The sequence below is a fragment of the Glutamicibacter uratoxydans genome (assembly GCF_006539925.1).
Lineage (GTDB): Bacteria > Actinomycetota > Actinomycetes > Actinomycetales > Micrococcaceae > Glutamicibacter > Glutamicibacter uratoxydans.
This window is the reverse complement of the sequence record NZ_BJNY01000007.1, coordinates 90,341-114,144: the sequence shown is the minus strand read 5'-3', so window position 1 is coordinate 114,144 and position 23,804 is coordinate 90,341. Positions and strand designations below refer to the sequence as shown.

The 23,804-nt window shown below is 61.9% G+C and carries 25 protein-coding genes; 11 read left to right on the top strand and 14 right to left on the bottom strand.

Going from position 1 to position 23,804, the window contains the following annotated elements:
* Positions 1–86: 86 nt before the first annotated feature.
* Positions 87–941 carry an NmrA/HSCARG family protein gene (locus AUR04nite_RS07205; RefSeq protein ID WP_141363424.1) on the top strand — a complete coding sequence of 285 codons (855 nt, stop codon included), beginning with the start codon at positions 87–89 and terminating at the stop codon, positions 939–941.
* A gap of 50 nt (positions 942–991) precedes the next feature.
* Here the strand turns inward: AUR04nite_RS07205 and AUR04nite_RS07200 are convergent, their stop codons facing one another.
* Positions 992–2,485, bottom strand: coding sequence for an amino acid permease (locus AUR04nite_RS07200; RefSeq protein WP_141363422.1), 1,494 nt, complete (start codon positions 2,483–2,485; stop codon positions 992–994).
* A 208-nt stretch (positions 2,486–2,693) separates the two neighbouring features.
* On the opposite strand from AUR04nite_RS07200, the gene AUR04nite_RS07195 reads away from it, so the two are divergent.
* The gene (locus tag AUR04nite_RS07195) at positions 2,694–3,539 is read left to right on the top strand and encodes an HpcH/HpaI aldolase/citrate lyase family protein (RefSeq protein WP_141363420.1); all 846 of its coding nucleotides are present in this window, start codon (positions 2,694–2,696) and stop codon (positions 3,537–3,539) included.
* Between the two features lie 90 nt (positions 3,540–3,629).
* A complete protein-coding gene (locus AUR04nite_RS07190) occupies positions 3,630–5,060 on the top strand; it encodes an HNH endonuclease (RefSeq protein WP_141363418.1) in 1,431 nt (476 codons plus the stop codon).
* Between the two features lie 56 nt (positions 5,061–5,116).
* Here the strand turns inward: AUR04nite_RS07190 and AUR04nite_RS07185 are convergent, their stop codons facing one another.
* The gene (locus AUR04nite_RS07185) at positions 5,117–6,598 is read right to left on the bottom strand and encodes an alanine/glycine:cation symporter family protein (protein ID WP_141363416.1); all 1,482 of its coding nucleotides are present in this window, start codon (positions 6,596–6,598) and stop codon (positions 5,117–5,119) included.
* Between the two features lie 309 nt (positions 6,599–6,907).
* Positions 6,908–7,765, bottom strand: a complete 858-nt coding sequence (locus AUR04nite_RS07180) for a fumarylacetoacetate hydrolase family protein (protein ID WP_141363414.1) — start codon at positions 7,763–7,765, stop codon at positions 6,908–6,910.
* A gap of 217 nt (positions 7,766–7,982) precedes the next feature.
* Between AUR04nite_RS07180 and AUR04nite_RS07175 the strand changes: the two genes are divergently transcribed.
* The 4 genes from AUR04nite_RS07175 to AUR04nite_RS07160 are packed head-to-tail and all read left to right on the top strand — an operon-like array spanning position 7,983 to position 11,575.
* Positions 7,983–8,624, top strand: a complete 642-nt coding sequence (locus AUR04nite_RS07175) for an ABC transporter permease (RefSeq protein ID WP_141363620.1) — start codon at positions 7,983–7,985, stop codon at positions 8,622–8,624.
* Positions 8,617–9,876, top strand: coding sequence for an ABC transporter ATP-binding protein (locus tag AUR04nite_RS07170; RefSeq protein WP_407646669.1), 1,260 nt, complete (start codon positions 8,617–8,619; stop codon positions 9,874–9,876). The genes AUR04nite_RS07175 and AUR04nite_RS07170 overlap by 8 nt, the downstream gene beginning before the upstream one ends.
* On the top strand, positions 9,873–10,601 hold the full coding sequence (locus AUR04nite_RS07165) for an ABC transporter permease (RefSeq protein WP_141363413.1): 729 nt from the start codon (positions 9,873–9,875) through the stop codon (positions 10,599–10,601). The genes AUR04nite_RS07170 and AUR04nite_RS07165 overlap by 4 nt, the downstream gene beginning before the upstream one ends.
* Positions 10,598–11,575 carry a glycine betaine ABC transporter substrate-binding protein gene (locus AUR04nite_RS07160; RefSeq protein WP_141363411.1) on the top strand — a complete coding sequence of 326 codons (978 nt, stop codon included), beginning with the start codon at positions 10,598–10,600 and terminating at the stop codon, positions 11,573–11,575. The genes AUR04nite_RS07165 and AUR04nite_RS07160 overlap by 4 nt, the downstream gene beginning before the upstream one ends.
* Positions 11,576–11,625: 50 nt before the next feature.
* On the opposite strand, the gene AUR04nite_RS17875 is transcribed toward AUR04nite_RS07160, so the two are convergent.
* Positions 11,626–11,784, bottom strand: coding sequence for a hypothetical protein (locus AUR04nite_RS17875; protein ID WP_170184127.1), 159 nt, complete (start codon positions 11,782–11,784; stop codon positions 11,626–11,628).
* Positions 11,785–12,005: 221 nt separating this feature from the next.
* Here AUR04nite_RS17875 and AUR04nite_RS07155 point away from each other — a divergent pair, with 221 nt between their 5' ends.
* Positions 12,006–12,563: a YceI family protein gene (locus AUR04nite_RS07155; RefSeq protein ID WP_141363409.1), complete on the top strand. Its 558-nt coding sequence runs from the start codon at positions 12,006–12,008 to the stop codon at positions 12,561–12,563.
* Positions 12,564–12,661: 98 nt separating this feature from the next.
* Here the strand turns inward: AUR04nite_RS07155 and AUR04nite_RS07150 are convergent, their stop codons facing one another.
* From AUR04nite_RS07150 to AUR04nite_RS07140, 3 genes are all read right to left on the bottom strand, one after another.
* Positions 12,662–13,093, bottom strand: coding sequence for a DUF4190 domain-containing protein (locus AUR04nite_RS07150; RefSeq protein WP_141363407.1), 432 nt, complete (start codon positions 13,091–13,093; stop codon positions 12,662–12,664).
* 75 nt (positions 13,094–13,168) lie between these two features.
* Positions 13,169–14,329: an MFS transporter gene (locus AUR04nite_RS07145; RefSeq protein ID WP_141363405.1), complete on the bottom strand. Its 1,161-nt coding sequence runs from the start codon at positions 14,327–14,329 to the stop codon at positions 13,169–13,171.
* On the bottom strand, positions 14,326–14,907 hold the full coding sequence (locus AUR04nite_RS07140; RefSeq protein WP_141363403.1) for a TetR/AcrR family transcriptional regulator: 582 nt from the start codon (positions 14,905–14,907) through the stop codon (positions 14,326–14,328). The genes AUR04nite_RS07145 and AUR04nite_RS07140 overlap by 4 nt, the downstream gene beginning before the upstream one ends.
* A 58-nt stretch (positions 14,908–14,965) precedes the next feature.
* On the opposite strand from AUR04nite_RS07140, the gene AUR04nite_RS07135 reads away from it, so the two are divergent.
* The gene (locus tag AUR04nite_RS07135) at positions 14,966–15,460 is read left to right on the top strand and encodes a DUF4188 domain-containing protein (protein WP_141363401.1); all 495 of its coding nucleotides are present in this window, start codon (positions 14,966–14,968) and stop codon (positions 15,458–15,460) included.
* A gap of 75 nt (positions 15,461–15,535) precedes the next feature.
* On the opposite strand, the gene AUR04nite_RS07130 is transcribed toward AUR04nite_RS07135, so the two are convergent.
* From AUR04nite_RS07130 to AUR04nite_RS07120, 3 genes are read right to left on the bottom strand one after another with little or no spacing between them, the layout of a single operon-like run.
* Entirely contained in the window at positions 15,536–16,168 is a 633-nt protein-coding gene (locus tag AUR04nite_RS07130) for a LutC/YkgG family protein (RefSeq protein ID WP_141363399.1), read from the bottom strand.
* Positions 16,165–17,616, bottom strand: coding sequence for a LutB/LldF family L-lactate oxidation iron-sulfur protein (locus AUR04nite_RS07125; RefSeq protein ID WP_141363616.1), 1,452 nt, complete (start codon positions 17,614–17,616; stop codon positions 16,165–16,167). Before AUR04nite_RS07125 ends, AUR04nite_RS07130 begins: the two co-directional genes overlap by 4 nt.
* Positions 17,617–17,633: 17 nt before the next feature.
* Positions 17,634–18,398, bottom strand: a complete 765-nt coding sequence (locus tag AUR04nite_RS07120) for a (Fe-S)-binding protein (protein ID WP_141363397.1) — start codon at positions 18,396–18,398, stop codon at positions 17,634–17,636.
* A 146-nt stretch (positions 18,399–18,544) separates the two neighbouring features.
* Between AUR04nite_RS07120 and AUR04nite_RS07115 the strand changes: the two genes are divergently transcribed.
* Both AUR04nite_RS07115 and AUR04nite_RS07110 read left to right on the top strand, forming a co-directional pair.
* Positions 18,545–20,221 carry an L-lactate permease gene (locus AUR04nite_RS07115; protein WP_141363395.1) on the top strand — a complete coding sequence of 559 codons (1,677 nt, stop codon included), beginning with the start codon at positions 18,545–18,547 and terminating at the stop codon, positions 20,219–20,221.
* Positions 20,222–20,249: 28 nt separating this feature from the next.
* Positions 20,250–20,957, top strand: a complete 708-nt coding sequence (locus AUR04nite_RS07110; protein WP_141363393.1) for a FadR/GntR family transcriptional regulator — start codon at positions 20,250–20,252, stop codon at positions 20,955–20,957.
* Between the two features lie 39 nt (positions 20,958–20,996).
* Here the strand turns inward: AUR04nite_RS07110 and AUR04nite_RS18120 are convergent, their stop codons facing one another.
* From AUR04nite_RS18120 to AUR04nite_RS18105, 4 genes are all read right to left on the bottom strand, one after another.
* Positions 20,997–22,043: a hypothetical protein gene (locus AUR04nite_RS18120; RefSeq protein WP_218024649.1), complete on the bottom strand. Its 1,047-nt coding sequence runs from the start codon at positions 22,041–22,043 to the stop codon at positions 20,997–20,999.
* 306 nt (positions 22,044–22,349) lie between these two features.
* On the bottom strand, positions 22,350–22,838 hold the full coding sequence (locus tag AUR04nite_RS18115) for a cytochrome P450 (RefSeq protein WP_218024648.1): 489 nt from the start codon (positions 22,836–22,838) through the stop codon (positions 22,350–22,352).
* A gap of 3 nt (positions 22,839–22,841) precedes the next feature.
* Positions 22,842–23,009: a hypothetical protein gene (locus AUR04nite_RS18110; RefSeq protein WP_218024647.1), complete on the bottom strand. Its 168-nt coding sequence runs from the start codon at positions 23,007–23,009 to the stop codon at positions 22,842–22,844.
* A gap of 18 nt (positions 23,010–23,027) precedes the next feature.
* Positions 23,028–23,504, bottom strand: coding sequence for a cytochrome P450 family protein (locus tag AUR04nite_RS18105; RefSeq protein ID WP_218024646.1), 477 nt, complete (start codon positions 23,502–23,504; stop codon positions 23,028–23,030).
* Positions 23,505–23,804 lie beyond the last annotated feature (300 nt).

Here is a 23,804-nt window from a genome sequence, read left to right as displayed (position 1 = left end):
GATCAATTGGATATTTCCCTCAAGAATAATGATAGCTACAATCAAACTGACAGTGACTCTCACTTTTTCGAACGAAGGAACACCTCTTGAGCGAATCCATTGCAGTTTTCGGCGCCACCGGCCAGCAGGGCGGCTCGGTAGTTCAAGCCCTGCGCGAGCGCGGACTGCCGGTGCGCGCACTGGCCCGCGACCCGCACAGCGCCCGTGCGCAGCAGCTGCGCGAGCTCGGCGCGCAGGTCGTCGCCGCAGACATCACCGATCCAGCCAGCGTCACCGCCGCGCTTGAGGGCATCCACACCTTCGTGTTCATGACCAGCATGGACGGCGCCGGGGTGGGCAGCGAGGCCGAACAAGGCAAGGCGCTGGTGGACGCCGCCCGCGTCGCCGGAGTCAAGCGCTACATCTACAACGCCGGAGCCGCCTCCGAGCGCCCCACCGCAGTGCCGCACTTCGAGTCCAAGGGCGAGGTGGAACGCTACATCAGGTCCCTGGGCCTGGACTCCTACTTCATCCACCCGGTGTACTTCATGGACAACTTCCAGAACTTCGGCATCGACCGCGAGGGCGGCGAGCTGGTCGTCCGCCTGGCCATCCCTGCCGGAGTGCCGCTGCAGATGATCGGCGTGAAGGACATCGGCGCGATGACCGCGCTGGCCATCGTGCATCCCGAACGCCTGCCGGAGCACTTCATGGAATTTGCCGGCGACGAGCTGACCGGGGAGCAGATGGCCCAGGCAGTGGGAGAGCACTTCGGCCTGCCTGCCCGCTATGAGCCGCTGCCGCTGGAGGTCTTCGACGGCGCCTATGACATGCAGCAGATGTTCCGCTACTTCTCAACCGCCCCGTCCTACCGGGCGGACCTGCTGGAATCGGCCCGGCTGATTCCGGGCCTGTCCAGCTTCAAGCAGTGGCTGCGCGTCACGAACTTCAAGCTGAATTAAACCAAGAAAGTCCGCTGCGGATGCAGCGGACTTTCTTGGCGTTTACAGCGCTAGACGCGGGCCTTGCCGGCCAGGTACTCGGCGGCTTCGCGCTTTTCCTCGGCGATGCGCGCCTCGTGGTCAGCGCGGGCCTTGGCATGGGCCGGGTTGCGGCGCAGCGACAGGTAGCCGATGGCCAGCAGCGCAAACCAGATCGGGGTGGCGATCAGACCTGCCAGGGTATCCGGATCCTTGGTGAAGGCCCAGAGCAGGAAGACGAAGAACGCCATCACCACATACGGCATGAAGCTGCCCAGCGGCATCTTGAACTTCGACTCGTCGTGGGCCTGCGGGCGCAGCTTGCGGTACACCAGGTAGGAGACCAGGATGATGGTCCACACGAACATGAAGCACAGCGAGGAAATCGTGGTCACGATGGAGAAGCCGGTGGACTTGTCCAGGCCGAAGACCAGCAGCACGATCGAGGAGAGCAGGCAGACGCCGGAGAGGTACAGCGCGTTCTTCGGCACCTTGCGCAGCGACAGCTTGGCGAAGATGCGCGGCGCGTCGCCCTCGGTGGCCAGGCCGTAGACCATGCGGGAGGTCGAGTAGATGCCCGAGTTCGCCGAGGACATCGCGGAGGTCAGCACCACCAGGTTCACCAGGTGGGCGGCTGCGCCCAGGCCTGCGAGCTGGAAGAGCATGACGAACGGGGACTCGTCCTTGCTGAAGTTCTGCCAAGGAACCACTGACATCAGCACGACCAGCGAGCCGACGTAGAAGAGCAGGATGCGAACTGGAATGGCGTTGACCGCCTTGGGCAGGTTGTGCTCCGGGTTCTTGGTTTCGGCCGCGGCGGTGCCCACCAGCTCGATGCCGACGAAGGCGAACACTGCGATCTGGAAGCCCATGATGAAGCCCATGAAGCCGCCGCCGAAGAAGCCGCCGTTCTGGTTGAACAGGTTCATCAGCGATGCGGTGCCGGTGCCGTGCTCGTAGTCGTGGGTGAAGCCGGTGACGATCAGCACGATGCCGACGATGATCAGCGCGATGATGGCGACGATTTTGACCATGGCGAACCAGAACTCGGTCTCGCCGAAGCCCTTCACCGATGGCAGGTTCAGCAGAATCAAGATGACGATCACCGCAATGGCGGTAATCCACAGCGGCCAGGACGTTGGGGTCCAGTAGGCCACATAGACCGAGGCGATCACGATCACGTCGGCCACGCCGGTCACAATCCAGCAGAACCAGTAGGTCCAGCCGGTGAAGAACGCGGCCCAGGGGCCCAGGATGTCTCCGGCGAAGTCGGAGAAGTTGCGGTAGTTGGTGCGGCTGAGCAGCAGCTCGCCCATGGCGCGCATGACGAAGTACAGCATGAAGCCGATGACCATGTAGACCAGGATCACCGAGGGGCCGGCCACCGAAATGGTCTTGCCGGAGCCCATGAACAGGCCGGTGCCGATGGCGCCGCCGATGGCGATCAGCTGGATATGGCGGTTGGATAGTGCGCGTTCGAGCTCAGGCTCGTTGGCGTTGGGATTCTCCGTGGTCTGTGATGCCACGTGGTGCCCCTTTCGTACTCGCTTGCGCGATGAGGTCGTCGTTCCAGTGCTGGGCTCTGCCGAACCCAGTGAGACACATTACAGCAATAGCCTGCCTATCTTGTAATTGGCATCACAATGGGCTAGGCATTTTTTGCCGCCGCGCGCTTTCATTCACAAAGCACCGCCGTATTAGGGGCAGGGGGCACAAGATGAGTAGTCTAGAGGCATGGCATTTCGAAATCGTCGCGCTGCGGCTCTCCCAGCAAAGTTGTCTCGTTCCTGGCTCCTGGTCAATGCGGCAAAAGAAGAAGATTTCGCGCCGGCCCTAGCTTGCGAGGCAGACTCCGTCATATTTGACATGGAAGCCTCCGTTCCGGATGAGAAGAAAGCCCAAGCTCGCGACGCCGTCGTCAACGCCCTGTCCAATGGCATGACCGCTTGGGTGCGCGTGAACGGCATCGACACCGAGTACTGGGCCGACGATCTGGCTGCGCTCTCCGCTGCCCCCGGACTTCGCGGCGTCATGCTCGCCATGACCGAGAAGCCCGAGCAGGTCACCTACACCGCGATGCGACTGCGCGCCGGCACCCCGGTGCTCGCGCTGATCGAGTCCGCCGCCGGTATTGAGAACGCTACCGCGATCGCCTCGGCACCCGGCACCTTCCGTCTGGCCTTCGGCGTGAACGACTTCCGCAAGGACACCGGCGTGTCCGACGACCCCCTGGCCCTGGCCTACGCCCGCGGCAAGCTCGTCGTCGCCTCCCGCGTGGGCAAGCTGCCTGGCGCCATCGACGGCCCGCCGCCTGCTGGCTCCGACGCCGCCGCGGTCACCGAGGAAACCCGCATCACCGCCTCCATGGGCATGACCGGCAAGCTTGTGCTTTCCCGCGACCATGTTGACGGCATCAATGCAGGCCTGGCCCCGAGCGAGGACGAGCTGTCCTGGGCCATGGAACTGCTGGAGGCACACGCCGCCGGCGCATCGGTGGGCGACGGCTCCTACCTGCCGCGTCTGGCCCGCGCCCAGAAGATCGCCGACCTGGCGGACTCCTACGGCCTGTGGAACGCCTAGACTCCTGAGAGCAACCCGGCAGCATCTGCCGGGTTGTTCTTTTCCTAAATATTCGAATACATTTTCGATAAATGGGTGTATAATATAAATATGTCCGAAACAATGGCGTGGCGGCATCGCGAGAATCAGACCACTGTGCACCAGAAGCTGGCGCACCTGGTCGATGAGGTCGTGCAGGAGCTGACCGGGACCATCGACCAGGGCGGCCAATCCGATTGCGCGCAGGCCATTGAAGAACTTGAAGGTGCCATCGCCGCCTACCACTACCTGCAGGCGGCGCTCTCCTACCAGCTGGAGAAAGAGGTCTACCGCGACCATGAAGAACGCGGCGTGTACATGTTCAACCCCACCAAGGGAGCGGCAAGCACCATCGCCCTGGCCCGCAAACAGTCCCCGCGCGGCTTCAGCGCAAAACTGAACGGGTACCGGATCCTCTTCGAAGATACTCCGCATCTGGCCGGCGCCTATTCCATGGGCGCGGTCACCGAGGAGCAGATGGACGCGGTGCTCAGCGAACTAGGGACCGTCAGTGCCAAACACCGCAGCGAGTTCGACCAGCGCTTTGCACAGCATCCGGATTTGTTTGAAGGCAAGGGCCCGCGTAAGGCGCGTGAAGCCGTCAGGGAATTCACCCTCCAGCACATTGCCGACAAGGAATGCACCAAACTCCAGAAAGCCGCTGACAAGCAGCACTTGCGCTTCTACCGCGACGGGGACATGATCCGCTTCAGCGGCGCCCTGCCAACACCCTTGGGCGTCCCGCTGCGCGAACACCTGCGCCAGGGATCGTTCCAAGCCAAGCGCAAGGGGGACAAGCGCTCGCGCAGTCAGATCGAAGCAGAGCTGCTGGTCGGCAACCTCATTGCCGGCAGCCACCGCAAGCTGCCGGTGTCCATTTCGCTGAGCCTGATCATGACCGACAAATCCCTGTTCCTGGGCAACAAGGAGCCTGCCTATCTGGAAGGGTACGGATATATTTCCTCCCAGATTGCCCGGGAACTGATTGCCGGGTCATTCCAGGGCGACGAGGTTGACATCCGCAAGCTCCGCGAAGGCGAATACGAAGACTATCTGGATCATCTAGAGACGGTGACCGACATTATCCGGCTCTATACAGCTCCCGGAGGCTCGGAACTGATCGCGATGGACTCCAAGGCAAGAGCTTTCCCGAAGAAGCTCAAGAAGTTCATCAGGGTCAGGGACCGTACCTGTCGAACGCCCTATTGCGACGGCCTCGTCGAAGAGGCCGACCACATCATCCAGCACTACCTCGGTGGAGAAACCAGTGCCGGCAACGGACAGGGCAAGTGCTCGATCTGCAACCAGGCCAAGGAAAAGATCGGCTGGAAAGAGTATGTCGCATTGGAACACCCACAGGTGACGGTGATCAAGAATGCCGGGATGCACTTTGTGTCCCAGGCTCCGCCTGTGACTGGCTGGGACCATGAGCCTTTTCCCCAGCTCATCCAAGACGCCCGCTGGCTCAGCGGCTTCAAGCGCAGGTTCGCTGCCTGGGAATGAAAAACAGCGGTGGCGCACTCCGTTTTGGAGTGCGCCACCGCTGTCAGTTCAGCAGCCTATCTGCGGCTGGAGTGTGCAGAGCCGACGACGTCGCCGGACTTCCATTCCTCCCAGCCCTCGCGGCCGATCATGAAGTCCTCGATCTGGGCCTTGCTGGCTTCCAGCTTTGGATCATGTTTCAGGTACCAGCGGGTTTCCTTGGCGATCAAGCCAGAGAGGATCAGCAGGCCGATGAGGTTTGGCAGTGCCATCAAGCCGTTCATCATGTCGGAGAAGTTCCAAATCACGGTCAGCTCGGTGGTGCAGCCGATGAAGACGACGATCGAGAACAGGACTCGGAATGGCATCACTGCACCTCGTCCAATCAGGCGCTCGATGTTGCGCTCACCGTAGTAGCACCAGCCCAGAATCGTGGAGAAGGCGAACATCACCAGTCCGATGGTGACGATCCAGTGTCCCCACTGTCCTGGCAGGCCGTGGGTGAAGGCTTCGCCGGTCATCAGCGCAGCGGAAATCTGTTCGCCAGTGTCTGGATCGATCATGTTCCACGCCCCGGTGGTGATGATGACCAAGCCGGTGCAGGTTACGACGATGATGGTGTCGATGAAGGTCTGGGTCATGGAGACCAGGCCCTGGCGGACAGGGTGGGTGGTCTGTGCCGCGGCCGCAGCGATAGCCGCCGAACCCATGCCGGACTCGTTGGAGAAGATGCCGCGGGCAACACCGAACTGAACGGCGATGATGATGGCCGAGCCGGCGAAGCCACCAACTGCAGAGGTGCCGGTGAATGCATCGGTGAAGATCTGGCCGAAAGCGGCAGGGATATCAGCAACGTTGGCGATCAGGATGTAGAGCGACGCAGCAATGTAGAACACGATCATCACTGGGACGAAGCCGGCGGTAACGCGGCCGATGGACTTGATGCCGCCCACCAGAACTGCCAGGGAGAGCACGGTCAGCACCGCACCGGTGACCCAAGGTGAGACGCTGAAGGAGTTCTCAAGGTTGGCTGCGATCGAGTTGCCCTGGGTCATGTTGCCGATGCCGAAGCAGGCGATGGTTGCCGCAATGGCGAAGAACAGTGCGAGGAACTTGCCGAAAGGACCCTTGATTCCGCGCTCCAGGTAGTACTGGGGGCCGCCGGACTTTTCGCCTGCGGCGTCGGTTCCGCGGAAGCGGACGCCGAGGTAGGCCTCCGAATACTTCGATGCCATGCCGAGCAGGCCGGTAACCCACATCCAGAACAGCGCGCCCGGGCCGCCAATGCCGATGGCCGTAGCCACGCCGACGATATTACCGGTGCCGACGGTAGCGGCCAGCGCGGTGGTCAGTGCCTGGAACTGGGAAACATCGCCTTCTGCGCCCGCGTCCTTGCGCTTGATCAGGCCCAGTCGAAGCGACGCCGCGAGCTTGACGAATTGCACGCCGCCCAAGCGGATAGTCAGGTAGAGGCCGGTGCCCAAGAGCAGGGGAATAAGGACATAAGGCCCCCAAATTACCGACGAAATATCGCCTAAAACAGTACTTAACTCTTCCATTAAGTTGTTCCTTCATACTTGCGAGTGATGATGGTGGAACTCTGCAATGTTCGTTGCAAAGCTCCAATGTGACACACCTTATATGATGAAGAGTTCTAAGTCACAGGCGGTTTTATGACAGGGGAACAAAATTCGGAAAAATTAGGATTTTCGCGACTTTATGCGCGAATTACGTGAAAAAACAGATTTTCTGCAGATTATGAGGACTTTGGTGCGGAAAATATTGAGCGGTGGTTTTGGGGCAGAGTTAAACAGCACACCCCGGGAATCGACGCAAAGCGCATGCGGAATCCCGGGGTGCCTTGGCTGCTAGTTGACGGCAGCCGAGAACTTGATCGTGGAGGTGCCTAGGCCCTCGATGCTTGTTTCCAGCACGTCCCCGTCCTTGAGCCAAGGGTGGCGGCCGTGTTCGTTGCGGCGGCCCAAGGCCACGCCTGCCGGGGTTCCGGTAAGGATGACATCTCCTGGCTGCAGCTCGTTGAAGGTCGAGATGTAGGCAATCAGGTCATTGGCGGAGAAAATCAGGTCGTCGATGCTGCTGTCCTGGACAGTCTCGCCGTTGACGACGCTGGTGATGCGGGCGTCGGCTTTCAGCTCATCGCTGGTTACCAGCCATGGGCCGAGTGGGTTGGTCTTGTCCCAGACCTTGCCTTGGAGCCATTCGGACGTCCGGCCTTGATATCCGCGCATTGAAACGTCGCTGCTGACGCTGTAGCCGGCGATGTGCTCGGCCGCATCTTCCGCGGCGATGCGGCGCCCCGGTTTGCCGATGACGATAGCCAGTTCGGCCTCGTAGTCGATGCGATGGTCCTCGCTCGGGATTTCAACTACGTCGTTTGCGCCGCACAAGGTGGAGGCGAACTTTGCGAAGACCGTGGGGTACTGGGGCAGCTCCTTGCCGACCTCCGCGGCGTGCGCTTTGTAGTTCAGGCCGATGCAATAGACCTTGCTGGGATTCGGGATGACCGGCGCATAGTTCGCCTCGCCTTCGGCGATGGAGTCACCAACCAGTGCACGGGCGATGACCTCTTGCTGGATATCGTCGGCAAGGCGCAGGAAGCGCTGGACCGAATCGAGATTATCCAGGTAGTAGGCCCTACCTTCTTCGATGACCGCGGCCGTAGTGTGGCCGGGGTCGCTGGCGAGTCGGAGCGTAGCAAGTTTCATATATCTATCGAACTACATTTGGCTTCATGGCGCACGCACTTAGCAGAAAATCTAAATGGCGCAATCAGTGGATAAATACCTACTAGTCAGCTGGCAAGTTGCAAAAGATCAACTGGTTTTGCTTCAGAAAGGACACTAAGCTGGGCAAAAGACTCGGGGCCGGAGCGCCTCGAAAACGAGTGAATTGATACGCAACTTAAGTGAAGTAGGTTTTAATGTGGGTGACTTTATTGGCGAACGATATCGCCAAATACTCTTTGCCTCGTGGCAACATTTTTCGCTTGTCGTACAGTGCTTGATCCTTGCGACAGTCATCGCGGTACTGATCGCGGTTCTGGTTTATCGAAATAAAACTCTGGCGGGCATCGCCAACAGCATCAGCGCCGTCGGGCTGACCGTTCCATCATTTGCCCTGATCGGCCTGTTGATTGTTCCCTTCGGATTCGGCGTAACGCCGGCAGTCATTGTGGTGACGTTCTTCGCCGCCCTGCCCATCCTGCGCAATGCCATCGTGGGCCTAAACAATATTGAGCCGACCGTTGTGGAATCAGCCCGGGGCATCGGCATGAGCAGGTTCAAGACCCTGTTTGCGGTCGAAATTCCCATTGCCTGGCCGGTGATCCTTACCGGCGTACGCATCTCAGCACAGATGGTCATGGGCGTTGCCGCGGTAGTCGCCTTCGCCTTGGGACCTGGGCTGGGCGGCTTCATCTTCTCTGGGCTCTCCCGCCTGGGCGGTGCAAACTCACTTGAATCGGTAGTCACCGGTGTAGTGGGCGTTGTCATTCTTGCCCTGATTCTCGATCTCATTCTGCTCGGCATCGGCCGACTGACGACCCCGCGAGGTATTCGTGTCTGATCCAAAGATTTCTTCAACTTCCGAGCCGAGCGGCAACGTCACCGGCGCCTCCATCATGCTCGAGGAAGTCACCAAGACTTACCCCGGGCAGAAAAAGTCGGCGGTCGGCGGGCTGACCCTGGAAATTCCGGCAGGTTCCATCGTGATGTTCGTCGGCCCTTCGGGCTGCGGCAAAACTACTACCTTGAAAATGATCAACCGGCTGATCGAGCCCACCAGCGGCCAGATCGTCATCAACGGCGAAGACGTCACCGGCATGAACGGCGACGAGCTGCGCCGGCGCATCGGCTATGTGATCCAGGCTGGCGGCCTGTTCCCTCACATGACTGTTGCCACCAATATCGCCATGGTTCCCAAGATGCTTGGCTGGAGCAAGGAAAAGATCGCCGCCCGCGTCGACGAGCTGCTGGAGCTGGTATCGCTGGATCCTGAGCTGTACCGGGACAGGTTCCCGAAAGAACTCTCGGGCGGACAGCAGCAGCGCGTAGGCGTGGCCCGCGCCCTGGCGGCGGACCCTCCGGTTCTGCTCATGGACGAGCCGTTTGGCGCGGTGGACCCGATTACGCGCCAGCGCCTGCAGGACGAGCTGCTCAACATCCAGTCCGAGGTGCAGAAGACCATCGTCTGCGTGACCCACGACTTCGACGAAGCGGTCAAGCTCGGCGATTGGATCGCGATCTTCAACGAAGGCGCCCAGCTGGAGCAATATGATTCGCCCGAGCGCATCCTGGCGAACCCTGCCAGCGAATTCGTGGAGAACTTCATCGGCTCCGGCGCCGGCTTGAAGCAGCTGACGCTGACCCGCGTCAACGAAGTTGAACTCCTTGGCACCGTGACGACGACGCCGGGCAAGCGCGCCTCGGACGTCCTTTCCCAGATCCAGGGCGCCGGGCGCAAATTCGCAGTGGTCCTCGATTCGCGAGGGCGGCCGCTGCGCCGGCTGGACCGCCGCCAGCTCTCGCGTGCAGAAATCATCGAGGGCACCTACGATCCGGATCTTCCCGTGGTCGGCGAGCAGGCGACCTTGAACGATGCCTTGGACACCATGCTGGTAGCCAGCGCGGAATCGGCGATCGTCACCGGTCCGCGCGATGTCTTCAAGGGCCTGATCACGGTGCAGACGGTCATGGAAGCCATCGCCGCGGCGAACGCCTCCATGGACCAGGACCATGAAGCGCCGGTCGGCCTGAACTCCGGCGCGATCAATGTCGTGGACATCGAGCAGGGCTCCTCAAGTGGTGAATCGGCATGAGCGCAGAGCGACGCGGACTGATTTTCCAGCTGCTGGGCATCGCGGCGGCCTTCGCGATCCTGGTGATCTGGCTGGTCACTGCAGATCTCACCGAGACTGAGCGCCAGACGCTGGACCCGGCAACCATTCTGAAATATACCCAGCAGCATCTTGAGATCACCTTGATTTCCGCAGTGATTGTTCTGCTGATCGCGATTCCGCTGGGTATCCTGCTCACCCGACCCTCGGTGCGCAAGGCGGCGCCGGCGGTGCGCGCGGTTGCCAACTTCGGGCAGGCGGCGCCGGCGATCGGCGTGATTGTGCTGTTGGCGTTCTGGCTGGGCTTCGGCGCCCGAACCGCCATCGTTTCGCTGGTGATCTATGCGATTCTTCCGGTGCTCTCGAATACCATCGTGGGCTTGCAGCAGGTGGACCAGCGGCTTGTCGAGGCAGGGCGGGGCATCGGAATGAGCCAGCTTGCGGTGCTCTTCAAGATCGAACTGCCCCTAGCGGTTCCGGTGATGCTCGCCGGAATTCGAACCGCCCTGGTGCTGTTGGTGGGCACTGCCACGCTGGCCACCTTCATCAACGGCGGCGGGTTGGGAATCCTGATCACCACCGGCGTGAACCTGAACCTGAACGTCGTGCTCATCGCCGGCTCCCTGCTCGTTGCACTGTTGGCGCTGACCATCGACTGGGTCGGACGTCTGGTGGAACAGCTGGCCCGACCGAAGGGACTTTCATGAAACGCACTCTAAAACTTGCCGCCATGTCAGCGGCCCTGATGATTGGGCTGACCGGCTGCGGGCTGAGCCCTTCAACCGGCACGGTGCCCGAAGCGTCTCCGGCGAAGATCCAGCCCATGGAGGGGCTGCCCGACAATGCGAAGGCAACTGTCACCTCCAAGTCGTTCACCGAGCAGATCCTCCTGGGGAAGATCACCGTCATCGCGATGAAGACCGCCGGCTTCGACGTCACCGACCTGACCAACGTCCCCGGTTCGCAGCCTGCCCGGCAGCTGCTGCTCTCCGGCGATGCCAGCCTGCTGTGGGAATACACGGGCACCGCGTGGCTGACCTACCTGGGCAATGAGCAGCCGGTGGACGGCTCGCGCAAGCAGTGGGAAGCGGTGCGGGATGCAGATATTCCCAACGATATTGTTTGGGGCGAGCCCGCCCCGCTGAACAACACCTACGCCTTGGCGATGAACAGGAAGAACGCCGACCGGCTGGGCATCACCAAGCTGTCCCAACTCAAGGAGCTCGACAGCAAGGAGCTGACCTTCTGCGTCGACCCGGAATTCAACTCGCGGCGCGACGGGCTGACCCCAATGCTTGAGCACTATGGAATCGACCGCGGCACCAGCGTTTCGGAAGACAACATCGGGCTGTACGACGTCGGCGCGATCTACCAGGCAACCGCCGACGGCGCCTGCAACTTCGGCGAGGTCTTCACCACCGACGGGCGAATCAAGGCGCTGGACTTGACGGTATTGGAAGACGACCTGGACTACTTCCCAAGCTACAACGCGGCGCCGGCGTTCAACGGGGAATTCATCAAGCGCTACCCACAGGTCAAGGACTTAATGAATCAGATCGCCCCGCTGCTGACCGACGAGGCCCTGATGGAGATGAACTATCAGGTGGATGTCGTGGGCCGGGAGCCCTCAGACGTGGCCTTCGAGTGGATGGTTGATGAGGGTTTGGTGGCTAAACCCTAGTTGGCATGAACGGGGCACGCACCATTGACAGGCGCGTGCCCCGTTCATCTTTAAGCCCCCTCGCGCGTGCCGAGTTCGCCGTCGACCTCGTCGGCGGTCTCGGTGGCGGCAGCCGTGGTGACTGATTCTTCCTGCCAGACCTCTTCCAGCTCTGCAGAAAGTTCAGCTTCCTGTTCTTGAGTATTGGGTTCCTGTTTATCTGTGCTCATGAGCCCAGTGTAAGGATGGAAGCAGCTCGTTGGAAGGGTTACGAAAAGTTTCATTGACGTTAAATAACTAATCAGATGCGGTTTTTTGGATGTCGGACCGAAGAGTTTCAACTTTTTCGAAAAAACTGATTGACGGTTCAACTTCTTTAGTGCCATACTGGATACAACGAAACAAATTGATGCATCAACTAAATGCTTGATGCAGAAGAAAGGGCTTGACCATGACTGCAACTGCAACTTCCCCACTGACCGCTGGCGTTTGGACCCTGGACGCATCGCACTCCGAGGTAGGCTTCTCGGTCCGCCACGCAGGCATCTCCAAGGTCCGCGGCAGCTTCACCGAATTCGATGCAACCCTGACCATTGCAGAGACCATCGAAGCTTCCTCGGTCGAGGCAAACATCCAGATCGCTTCGGTGAACACCAAGGATGCAAACCGCGACGGCCACCTGAAGAGCGCTGACTTCTTCGACGCAGAGCAGTTCCCAACCATGACCTTCAAGTCCACCAGCATCAAGGGCGACGCAGACGACCTGGTTGTCGTCGGCGACCTGACCATCCGCGGCGTGACCAAGGAAGTTGAACTGGCAGCAGAACTGGGCGGCCAGGCAGTCGACGCCTTCGGTGCAACCCGCGCAGGCTTCTTCGCTTCGACCACCATCTCCCGCAAGGAATTCGGCATCACCTGGAATGCCGCTCTTGAAGCAGGCGGCGTGCTGGTCAGCGACAAGGTCAAGATCGAAATCGATGCTTCCTTCGTGCTGCCAACCGCTGAGTAATTTTCCTCCCACCGCCAAATAACTGGCGCAAAGAGGGCCGATACCAATAAAACCTCCAGACCATGTGGTCTGGAGGTTTTGTTGTTAAGCTGCGGAAATTAGAACGCCTGGCTGTCAAAGCCTCCGCTGGCGCCGATTGCTCCGATGACGAAGAAGATGAAGATGAAGTAAACGACGACCAGGCTGGCGAGGATGGTGCCGATCCAGCCGGTCACCTTGCCGACCGTGGCGGAAGTGTTGAACTCGCGCTCGGCGCGGTTGGCCTTCACGATGGCGATAGGGCCGAAGATTAGGCCCAGCAGGAACAGCGACAGGATGCCGAAGATCATGGAAGTCTGCGCCAGTTGGGCTCCTTCCGGGTTCATCATCGGGTACCCGGGGTAGCCATAGCCTGGCTGCTGTCCGTATTGCTGGTTGTACTGCTGATTCTGTCCCTGATACTGCGGCGACTGGTACGAGGGGTACTGCTGCGAGGAGCCGGAATTGCCTGAGGTGTACGGGTTGGTCGGCTCGTTATTAGGAGTTGTCATTGGTTCGTTCCCATCGCTGAAGGTTTTCGGTGAGTCCCTTGAATAAACATTATCTGCCATAACGGGCCTTTGGAGCTAACGGGAATTCTTCTTGGCCCAGGCTGCGTGCGAGGTGCAGGCGATGACCACCAGCGCGAGGCTGATCGCCAGCCCAATGGTGAAGATGCGTGCGTAGTCGGCTTGGGCGGCGAGGCCCGCGGTCAGGTAGGTGATGCTCGATGCGCCGAAGAACAGCGCGAACACGAACAACGACACCGTCGTGGCCCGGGCCTCCGGGGTGATGTCAGTGGCCCAGCCCTGCATGGATGAATGCATGATGGCGTTGGCGGCGCCGAAAAGCAGCGCGGTCATGGTCAGCGATGCGGGGGAGAAGAAGAACGCCGAGGGGATGAAGCTCGCGGCGAGGATGCCGCCGCCGATGCCGATCAGCCAGGTGCGGCTGAACTTTGTTACCAGGCGGCGCATCGCCCTGGCGCCAAGGATGACGCCGAGCGCGAAGGCGCAGCCGAGCACCCCGGAGAGCGCGACTGAGACGCCGGTCTGCTGCAGGGCGGGGACGACGTAGGTCAGCAGGCCCATGAGCAGGGCGCCCTCGACGAAGACAATCGCGTACAGCCCGAGGTTCTTTGGCCGCAGCGCGGCGGCGAAGTTGAATCCTGCGCGCTCATGCGCAGGTTCCTGGACGCCGCGCAGCATCAACAGCGCGGCGGTCGCTCCGAGTGCGGGCAGGGCGAAGACCACGCGCCAGTCCAGGTAGGCGGCGAGTGCGCCGGCGCTCAGGGTGGCCAGGGTGGTTCCCAGCGAAGAGTAGATCTGCAGATCCGAGAGCCCCTTGGCCCGCTCGATGCCCTGGCGGGTATCTCCCAGCACGGTCAGCAGCGTAGGGTACATGGCGCCGAACATCAGGCCGGTGAAGGAACGCGCCATCAGCAGCGGCAGATAGCTGGTGAACATGATGCTTGCCAGCGAGCCAAGCGCGGCGCCGACCAGCGAACTGCGCAGCACCGCCAGCCGGCCGAACTTGTCGCTGACCAGCCCCCAGAAGGGCTGGCCGATGGCGTAGCACAGCGAGTAGGCGGCCACCAGCTCCACTGCCTGCGCGAAGTCGAGCTGGGTTCCGGCGGCGAGCATCAGCAGCATCGGCGGCATGCCGTAGCGGTCGAAGAATGACAGGAAGCCGATGAATCGCAGGGAGGAGTCGTTGATGCGCTGCGCTGGGGCGCCTGCGCCGATCATGCGCGCTGGTCCTTGCCGTGCTGCGGAGCTTGGGGGAGCGAGGCTTCGATTTGGTCCAGCAGCCGTTCGTAGATCTGCTGCCAGCTGGTCTCCGGCGGTCCGGCCTGCGCAAGTTCAAGGCTGAGCGCACCGTGGACCTGGGCCCAGATTAGCACCGCGGCGTTCAGCGGGTCTTCGGCCCGGCGCTGTGACACCGCGGCGACAAGGCTTGCCAGCGAATCCTGCGCAATCTGCAAAGTGGCCTCGGACAGCTGGGTCAGCGGCTGGGCAAACATCAGCGAGTACAGGGCGCTGTGCTCCAGCGCCCACTGCCGGTAAGTGAGGCCCAAGGCGCGCAGCCCGCGGGGCAGCGCCTCCTGCTGCTTGGCGCCGAAAGAGGCGAAGGCGTGGGCGGTGAGCGCATCGAGCAGCTCGTCCTTGCTGCCGAACAGCGCGTACACCGCGGAGGTCGAGGTGCCGGCGCTGCCTGCCAGTTGGCGCAGTGAAAGCCCCGCGGGCCCCTGGGTGCGGATGACTTCAGCTGTCAGCTCCAGCAGCCGGCTGCGCAGCTGCTCGTCGTAGATTTTAGGTCTTGCCACGAGGACTAGCCTATCGTAACATCGTTTCATAACATCGTTATGGAATGGGGGCAAGGCCATGGGTAGGGTCTTTGAGGGACGTTATATTGCCGATCCGCAGGCGCAGCAGGTGACGGTCTTCCTGATCGGCATGCGCGCGAACCGCTGGTGGAAGATCGGAAAGACGCTGCGCACCGCCTCGCGCATGGCCCCGATGCTGAACTACCTGATGCAGCACCCGGAATCCGGACTGCTGGGCTTCCACAACTGGGGCGGGCGCACCACGCTGCTGCTGTCCTATTGGAAATCGCCCGAGCACCTGCGGCGCTTCGCGGCGGACAAGGACGCCCCGCACCTGGCGGCCTGGCGCGAATTCATGGGCGGCATCGGCAGCGGGGATGTGGGGATCTGGCATGAGACCTACAGCGTGGAGGCCGGACGCATGGAGGCGGTCTACGGGGACATGCCGAAGTTCGGGTTGGCCAAGGCGGTGGGGCACCAGAAAATTACCCCGTCCACCCGCACTGCGAAGCAGCGCATGGGGCTGCATCCCATAGCGCAGGGACGGGCCTGAAACCGGCGGACAGAACAACGCAGCCGGCTCCCCCTGGAGGTTTGGAAAGGGAACCGGCTGCGGAGAACTGGCGGACTACATGCCGCGGACCAGCAACACGTCCAGGGTGCGCGGACCGTGCACGCCCTCGACGCGTTCAAGCTCGATGTCGCTGGTGGCCGACGGGCCTGAAATCCAGGTCAGCGGACGAGTGATGGTCAGCCGCGGCATTGCCTCGGGCAGCAGCTGCACCACGGTGGACACCGGGACGATGCACACGTGGTGGTCCGGGACCAGCGAGATGGCGCGGCGGCCCTGGTCCGGCTCGCCGTCCAGGATGATCGTGCCGGATTCTGCGATGGACACCGCGGAAGAGGTGACCACCGCGCTGATCGCATCCAGCTCGGCCACGCTGCGGCGGTCGCCCGGCGCGTCCACGTGCCGGGCGATGGTGCCGGGCAGCGCCGAAAGCCACTGAGGGTTAAGGCCCTGCGGGGTGACCACGGAGCTTGCGCCGGCCAGCTTGTCCGCAACGAGCTGCGGGATCTGGGATTCCTCGATGACGTCCACCCCTGCCTTGTAGTCGACTAGGCGGTCGACCAGCAGCTCGATGAGCGCCTCCTCGTCCAGCTCGGAGGAGGTGCGGTAGCCGCGGGGGACTTCCGGAGCCTGCGGGGCGTCGGCCAGCGCGGTGCGGATACGGCCTAGGATTTCGTCTTTCGCGCTCACTTGGACTCCTTCTCTGCGCTCCACCAGTCGCGGAAGGACTGGGCCGGAGGGGCGGGGATATCGCGGGACTGGGTCCAGCCTGCGGCGATGCCCGGCAGCTTCTTGATCTTCTTGTTCTTGCCGGCGGCCAGGCGGCCCAGCGGCAGGGCCTTCTCCACCAGCTTCATGTTCTTGCCCTTGCCCAGCACCCAGGAGCCGCCCTTCATCAGCAGATCCATCTGGGTGGGGATCTTGTGCTTATCGCGCTGCGAGTCGACGTCTTCGCCACGCAGGTGCACCAGGATCTCCGGGATGTTGATCTTCACCGGGCAGGCGTCGAAGCAGGCGCCGCACAGCGAGGAGGCGTAAGGCAGGGAGTTGTTCTTCTCCACCTCGATGCCCGTCATCAGCGGGGAGAGGATCGCGCCGATAGGGCCCGGGTAGGTGGAGCCATAGGCGTGGCCGCCAGTGCGCTCGTAGACCGGGCATACGTTCATGCAGGCCGAGCAGCGGATGCAGTTCAGCGCGGAGCGGCCGAAAGAATCCGACAGCACGCGCGAGCGGCCGTTGTCCAGCAGCACGATGTGCACGTTCTGCGGCCCGTCGTCCTCGGTGACGCCGGTCCACATGGAGGTGTAGGGGTTCATGCGCTCGCCGGTGGAAGAGCGCGGCAGCAGCTGCATCATCACTTCGATGTCATCGGTGTGTGGCAGCACCTTCTCGATGCCCATGACGGTGATCAGGGTTTCGGGAAGGGTCAGGCACATGCGGCCGTTGCCCTCGGATTCCACCACGCCCAGGGTGCCGGTGTCAGCCAACGCGAAGTTCGCGCCGGAGATGGCCACCTTGGCGGAGAGGAACTTGGCGCGCAGGTGCTTGCGGGCGGCCTCCGCCAGCTTGGCCGGCTCATCAGTGAGCGCCGGGTCCACATCCGGCATTTCCTTGAGGAAGATATCGCGCACCTCGGTGCGGTTCTTGTGGATGGCGGGGACCAGGATGTGGCTTGGCTTGTCGTGGCCCAGCTGGACGATCAGCTCGGCCAGATCGGTTTCGAAGGCCTCGATGCCCTGGGTTTCCAGATACTCGTTGAGCCCGATCTCCTGGGTGGCCATGGACTTGACCTTCACGACCTCGGTGGAGCCGGTCTCGCGGATCAGATCGCGCACGATGGTGTTCGCCTCGTCGGCATCGCGGGCCCAGTGGACCACGCCGCCACGGGCGGTGAAGTTCTTCTCGAACTCCAGCAGGCGCTCCTCGAGGTTGAACATCGCCGAGTTCTTGATGGCGCTGCCTGCATCGCGCAGCTGCTCCCAGTCGGGGAGCTCGCCGACCACGCGCAGGCGCTTGTCGCGGATGGTGTGGGTGGCATGGCGCAGGTTCTTGCGCATCTGGGTGTTGCCCAGTTCGCGGTGCGCCGCGGCCGGGAAGGGCTCGGTCTCTACGAGGTTGCCGAGTCCGCCGGCCGGCATGCCGAGGAATACCTGAGTCACAGTGCCACCGTCTCTTCCATGGTGCTTGCGAGGATGTCTGCCAGGTGCAGGGTCTTGGGCTTGGCCCCGGTGCGGGACAGGCCGCCGCCGATGTGCATCAGGCAGGAGGCGTCGCCGCCGGCGCAGGCCGAGGCGCCGGTGGAGCAGATGTTGTTGACCTTGTCATCTAGCATTGCCGAGGAGACATCTGGGTTCTTGATGGAGAAGGTGCCGCCGAAGCCGCAGCACTGGTCGGCCTCCGGCAGTTCGTTGACGGTGATGCCGCCGACGGTCTTGAGCAGGTCCAGCTGGCGGTCGCCGAGCTTGAGCAGGCGCATGCCGTGGCAGGAGGGGTGATAGGTGATGGTTTCGGGGAAGTAGCTGCCCAGCTGTTCGGCGGCGTTGGTGATGCCCAGGACGTCCACCAGCAGCTGGGAGAGTTCATAGGTGCGCTTGCCTACCGCGGTGGCGCGTTCCTTCAGCTCCGGCTTGCCCAGGCGGTCGGCCAAAAAGGCGTGCTGGTGCTTGACCGAGGCGACGCAGGAGCCCGAGGGAGCGACGGCGACGTCGTAGTCGTCGGTGTCGAAGGCCCTGACGTGGTTCTCCACTACCGGGAGCGCTTCTGGCATATATCCGGAGTTCATGTGCATTTGGCCACAGCATGCCTGCCCTGCGGGGAAGATGACCTCGTGGCCCAGGCGCTCCAGGATTTTGACGGTGGACTTGGCTGTTTGGGGATACATTGCATCCACGATGCAAGTGGCAAAGAGTGCAATCCGCATACTAGTTAACTCTCTTACTGTGTGGTCTGACCATACTATGCCGAGAAATTCCCAAAAGCAAGACTTGTTTGTGACGGCTCTCACCTTGTACCGTTAGTGGTCGGACCACGTATGGTCAGACCATCACAAGTAAGGACGCCCACACCGTGTTTACCCCAACAACAGACCCCATAGCGGGCAGCGTCGCCGTCTCGGCGCTCGTCGCGCTGGTGCCTCTGCTCACCTTCTTCATCCTGCTGGCAGTCGTCAAAGTCAAGGCCCACTGGGCAGGACTCGGCTCGCTGGCGGTGGCAATCATCGTCGCAATTCTCGGCTGGAACATGCCGGTGGGGCTGGCACTGAACTCCGGCGTCATGGGCACGGTCTTCGGAGCATTCCCGATTGTGTGGATCGTGGTCATGGCGATCTTCCTCTACCAGGTCACCGTGGTCTCCGGGCGCTTCGAGGACATGCGCCGCGTCTTCGACGTGATCGGCGGCGGCGATGTGCGCATCCAGACCGTGCTGATCGCGTTCTGCTTTGGCGGCCTGCTGGAGGCGCTGGCAGGATTCGGCGCACCGGTGGCGATCACCGCGACCATGCTGCTGGCCCTGGGCCTTTCGCCGCTGCGCGCTGCCTGCGCGGTGCTGATCGCCAACACCGCTCCGGTGGCCTTCGGCGCCGTGGCAACCCCGATCACCACCGCCGGCGCCCTGACCGGCATCCCCGCTTCCGAAATCGGCGCAGTGATCGGCCACCAGTCGCCGCTGCTGGCGCTGTTCGTGCCATCGATCCTGGTGCTGGTCATCGACGGCTGGCGCGGCCTGCGCCAGACCCTGCCGGCCACCCTGACCGTCGGCATCTCCTTCGGCGTCGCCCAGTGGGCCTGCGCCACCTACTTCTCCTATGAGCTGACCGACGTGGTCGCCTCGCTGGTGGGCCTGGCCGCCGCTGTAGTCCTGCTGCGCTTCTGGACCCCGAAGGGCGCGGAGGAATCCCGCGCCCGCGTGCTGACCCCAGAAGCAGCCGCGCTGCCGACCGAACACGGCAAGAAGCTGGATGTCTCGAACACCTGGATGGCGCTGTTCCCTTACCTGCTGGTCATCGTGGTCTTCGGCGTGGCCAAGCTGTGGCGCTTCGGCATCGACATTCCCAAGTGGCTGGCAAGCACCGACATCAAGTTCGGCTGGCCGGGACTGCACGGCGTGGTCGTCGGCGCCGATGGCAAGGCGATCTCCGCCACCATGTACAACTTCTCTTGGCTTTCCTCGCCGGGCACGCTGCTGCTGATCACCGGCACCATCGTCGCGCTGGTCTACTCGCTGAATGATGCCAACGGCAAGTACAAGATGAGCTTCGGCAAGGGCATGTCCCAGGTCGGCGCCACCATCTACAACATGCGCTGGGCAGCGCTGACCATCCTGTCGGTGCTGGGCCTTGCCTACGTGATGAACCTGTCCGGCCAGACCATCACCATCGGCACCTGGCTTGCCGGGACCGGCGGAGCGTTCGCGTTCCTCTCGCCGATCCTCGGCTGGATCGGCACCGCGGTGACCGGCTCGGATACCTCTGCCAATGCGCTGTTCGCCAAGCTGCAGCAGACCGCAGGCATGAACGCCGGCATCGACCCGACCCTGCTGGTCGCGGCCAACACCTCCGGCGGCGTGGTCGGCAAGCTGATCTCCCCACAGAACCTTGCCATCGCGGCCACCGCGGTGAATATGGAAGGCAAGGAGTCGGTCATCCTGAAGAAGGTTGCCGGCTGGTCGGTAGGCATGCTGCTGGCGCTGTGCGTGCTGGTCTACCTGCAGTCCACTCCGGTGCTTTCCTGGATGCTCCCGTAGCGCGGCAACACGCTAAAATTGAGTTCCGATGCCTAGAAACCCAGCTCCGCGTGCGTACCAGATTGTCCTCGAATCGGTGGAGGACGACTTAAGAACTGGAAAGCTGTCCCTGGGGGACCAGCTCCCCGGTGAACGAGCGCTCGCGGAGCAGCACGGAATCTCGCGGGCCTCGGTGCGCGATGCGATCCGCATCCTCGATGTCATGGGCATCATCCGCACCTCTACGGGCTCAGGTCCGAATTCTGGCGCGGTGATCATCTCCGACCCGTCGGCTGGAATCTCCCAGGCGCTGCGCCTGCATGTGGCGGCCAAGGGGATTAACGTGCGGGAAATTGTGGAAGCCCGCATGCTGCTTGAAACTTGGGCCGCGCAGATGAACCCCCGCGATCCGATTTATGCACAGCAGGTCATCGACCGCACCGCGGTGCTGATCATGCGCATGGACGACCCACAGCTTTCGCGGGATGCATTCCACCGGATCGACGCAGAATTCCATGTGCTGCTGGCCTCCATGGCAGGCAACGCGGTGGTTGAGTCCATGATGGAGTCGCTGAGGCATTCGATCAGCGACTACGTTGCAGAATCGATTCCGAGCGACGAAGCCTGGCAGCCGGTGGTCAAGGTGCTGCGCCGCCAACACAAGGCAATCCACCACGCCTTCGCCACCAACCAGCGCGAACGGGCGGCGCAGCTGCTCGAAGAACACATCAACTGGTTCTACGCGCAGACGCGGTAGCTGAACAGGCAGGGCCCCTCAGTGAGGGGCCCTGCCTGCTTAATAGGTCAAGGCGCGCGGGCCGTCGCCGCCGAAGCTGGTTCCACACTCCCTGCAGGAATACTCGGGTATGCCCTCATTGGGAAGGCAGCAGCCGCCGACGACGTATTCGTCCTCGTCCGGCGGGAATGCAGGCATGCCCCAAATGTATTTCTTGGGATTGCGGGCGCCGCACTGCGGGCAGGCGATTAGCGCGCTCTGAAACTGCTTCAGCGTTGGAGCGTGCAGCAGCTGGTGGCAGGTAGCACAGAGCAGGCCGACGTCGTCCACGTGGTCTTGGATGTCCCACGTTGCGTCGGTTTGCTGATCGCGGAAGAAATGAGCCGAGGTGGCGGCCACTTCCCGTTGGCAGCCATCGCACATGCGGGTTTTATCGTCTTCTTGTTGAATCAGAGCGAGCGTGTGGATGGCGGTGGTCGCCTCGGTTTCCGAACCCATGCGGCATGTGCCGGCGGCGAGCATCAATGGCCGAGGTGTCTCGAGCAATGAGCCCAGAGCTTCAAGAACGCTGTTTCCGTCGGAAGGTTCGATCCATCGCGAAGCACGGGGAAGGCGCAGTCCAGCGAGCTCTTCAACATCGTTCAGAGAGATCGGCACGGTAAACAGGCCATCGCGGTTCACATCGATCTCACGGCCTTCGAGTGATTTGACGGTCTCTAGGCATGCAACCAACGGCGGTGTAGTAGCCAGAACGGTAAGAATCTTAGTCCCCGAGGGTAGGTCTTCCTTGATGTTCCATTTGCGCTGGTCCATCTTGTCTTCATCGAGGAACCAAGCCGCTTCTACGGGATCCGATTCCCAGCTTAAATAGATGCTCTGTCCATCGTCGAGGGTAAATGGGAGATCGAAGTCGAAAGAGCCTGACGTCCGGCGCACCGCAGGTGGAGGCAGGATGAAGTAGCGCTGTTCATTGGCTTCAAACCGCATGATTTCGTCAATGAGTTCCTGCCGGCTCATTTCTGAACTCCAGGACATTTCCGTAGAGGAAGTCAGCTGGCAATAACGGGCGATCAGCTGTGAACGGTCGAAAGAGCGGTAGTCAGCCATTGGATGATATCTCCTGTGCGGTGTCCCGGATGATGACTTGAAATTATCGCGTGCATCCGACGTTTTGACCGCCCCAGTACGGGTGGATGAGCTGTGACGAAGACCCATTTGTGCAAGCGCGCTTGCACAAATCGGGCGATCGCATGCCACCGGGGAAAAGAAGCACGGGATTTTCCGCCTGGGCGTGAAGCCTTTGCAGCGACAACCGCTTGCGGCAGGTCCATCCGGAACTGCCAGCAATCGTTCTTGGAATTGCGGCTTTCGATGAGTGCAGGCGCCGCGAAACCCTGCAGACTTAACCCGGACCTACCAGATGATAAGCAGCAGGTTGCTGAACCCGCTGCCCGGGAAGAACGCCCGCACTGGTGGCTCGTTCGCGATCGGGACGAAGCGCTGCACGCGGAGAATCAGTTCTTCAATCAGCACCCGCAGTTCAAGGCGGGCCGGCGGCGCGCCAGGGCATCCGTGGATTCCGGCGCCGTAGACAAGGTTGAGGCGCGGGTCGCGGTCCAGCCTGATGTCATCGGGATCCCCGAACACCGATTCGTCGCGGTTGGCCGAGGCCCACATGACGGTGACCCGCTCGCCTTCAGGGATTCTGACCCCGGCGATCTCGATGTCTCGGGTGGCGACGCGGCGGTTGGACATCAGCGGGGCATGGGAACGTAGCACCTCGTCGGTGAAGGCATCGACCAGCTGCGGGTTGTCCCGCAGACGCCGCCACAGTTCGGGTGCTTCGAAAAGCAGCTTGGCCATGATGCCCACGCCTGTGGAGATGGTGCTCAGTTCGCCCACGGTTCAGTTGCGCAGCAGGCTGACCAGCTCCTCGTCAGTCATGATGCGGTTGAAGACCCGCTCATTCATCAGGCTGGTGGTCAGGTCCTTCGGTGCGTCGTCTCCCGCACGGCGGTGGTCAGAGAGCAGCTGGCGGATATAGCCGTCGAACTCGATGGCGATCTGCTGCATTGCCGTGCGGTTTTGCTCCTAGGTAGCGGCGAGGTTCTTGATGGTCCAGCGGCGCAGCGGCTCCTCAAGTGATTTGGGCCAGCCCAAGAACGCGCTTTGCACCTGCAGCGCGTAGATCTTCGCGAAGGCCTCAGAGAAGTTCAGCTTCTGCCCGCGCGGCAAGGTGTCGATCAGCTCCGCTGCGATCTGGCGGCAGACCGGCTCGAAGCGGGCCATGACCGCGGGGGTGAAGTAGCGGTCATTGATTCCGCGGTAGGGAGTGTGCTCCGGCGGGCCCATGCCGTTGGGGACCGTGAGCCTGTCTGAGATGTTGTTACTGAAGGTTTCGTAGTCTTCCAGCACCGTCATGACGTCGTGGTGGCGGAGGATCGAGTAGCCGAGGAAGTCGCTGTGGGCGACGGGGCATTGGGCTCGGAGCTTGTCGTAGGCGGCGATTTGGTCGTTGAGCACTTCGGGATCACGCGGATCCCATTCAATGATTTCCTGCGCAGACACATTGATCCTTCCGGACCTGGCCTTTGACTGCCAGCCTAAGAGCACGCAGGGAGCATGGCAAGGGCATCGTCTGGGGGATAGTCTGGTGCTCGCACTAGCAGGGCCCTTATTTGTGCTAACGTAACTGGCTCACCGCTTGTAAGCTATGCGCAGAGAGTGACACAATGCAGGTGTCCGAAAGGATGAAAACCTGTGAAGCTGTCGGCTGATCACGTTTTCTGAAGCCCTGAAATAAGGGTGGCCCCGGTGCTGGTAACATCGGAGCTGCTGGTCGATTGACCACTTAGACCATGGTTTCAA

Coding starts and splice junctions, on each gene's coding strand:
- AUR04nite_RS07195 (WP_141363420.1), top strand. CDS start 2,694: ATGGCATTTCGAAATCGTCGCGCTGCGGCTCTCCCAGCAAAGTTGTCT.
- AUR04nite_RS07190 (WP_141363418.1), top strand. CDS start 3,630: ATGTCCGAAACAATGGCGTGGCGGCATCGCGAGAATCAGACCACTGTG.
- AUR04nite_RS07185 (WP_141363416.1), bottom strand. CDS start 6,598: ATGGAAGAGTTAAGTACTGTTTTAGGCGATATTTCGTCGGTAATTTGG.
- AUR04nite_RS07180 (WP_141363414.1), bottom strand. CDS start 7,765: ATGAAACTTGCTACGCTCCGACTCGCCAGCGACCCCGGCCACACTACG.
- AUR04nite_RS07165 (WP_141363413.1), top strand. CDS start 9,873: ATGAGCGCAGAGCGACGCGGACTGATTTTCCAGCTGCTGGGCATCGCG.
- AUR04nite_RS07160 (WP_141363411.1), top strand. CDS start 10,598: ATGAAACGCACTCTAAAACTTGCCGCCATGTCAGCGGCCCTGATGATT.
- AUR04nite_RS17875 (WP_170184127.1), bottom strand. CDS start 11,784: ATGAGCACAGATAAACAGGAACCCAATACTCAAGAACAGGAAGCTGAA.
- AUR04nite_RS07155 (WP_141363409.1), top strand. CDS start 12,006: ATGACTGCAACTGCAACTTCCCCACTGACCGCTGGCGTTTGGACCCTG.
- AUR04nite_RS07150 (WP_141363407.1), bottom strand. CDS start 13,093: ATGACAACTCCTAATAACGAGCCGACCAACCCGTACACCTCAGGCAAT.
- AUR04nite_RS07145 (WP_141363405.1), bottom strand. CDS start 14,329: ATGATCGGCGCAGGCGCCCCAGCGCAGCGCATCAACGACTCCTCCCTG.
- AUR04nite_RS07135 (WP_141363401.1), top strand. CDS start 14,966: ATGGGTAGGGTCTTTGAGGGACGTTATATTGCCGATCCGCAGGCGCAG.
- AUR04nite_RS07125 (WP_141363616.1), bottom strand. CDS start 17,616: ATGCCGGCCGGCGGACTCGGCAACCTCGTAGAGACCGAGCCCTTCCCG.
- AUR04nite_RS07120 (WP_141363397.1), bottom strand. CDS start 18,398: ATGCGGATTGCACTCTTTGCCACTTGCATCGTGGATGCAATGTATCCC.
- AUR04nite_RS07110 (WP_141363393.1), top strand. CDS start 20,250: ATGCCTAGAAACCCAGCTCCGCGTGCGTACCAGATTGTCCTCGAATCG.
- AUR04nite_RS18120 (WP_218024649.1), bottom strand. CDS start 22,043: ATGGCTGACTACCGCTCTTTCGACCGTTCACAGCTGATCGCCCGTTAT.
- AUR04nite_RS18110 (WP_218024647.1), bottom strand. CDS start 23,009: ATGCAGCAGATCGCCATCGAGTTCGACGGCTATATCCGCCAGCTGCTC.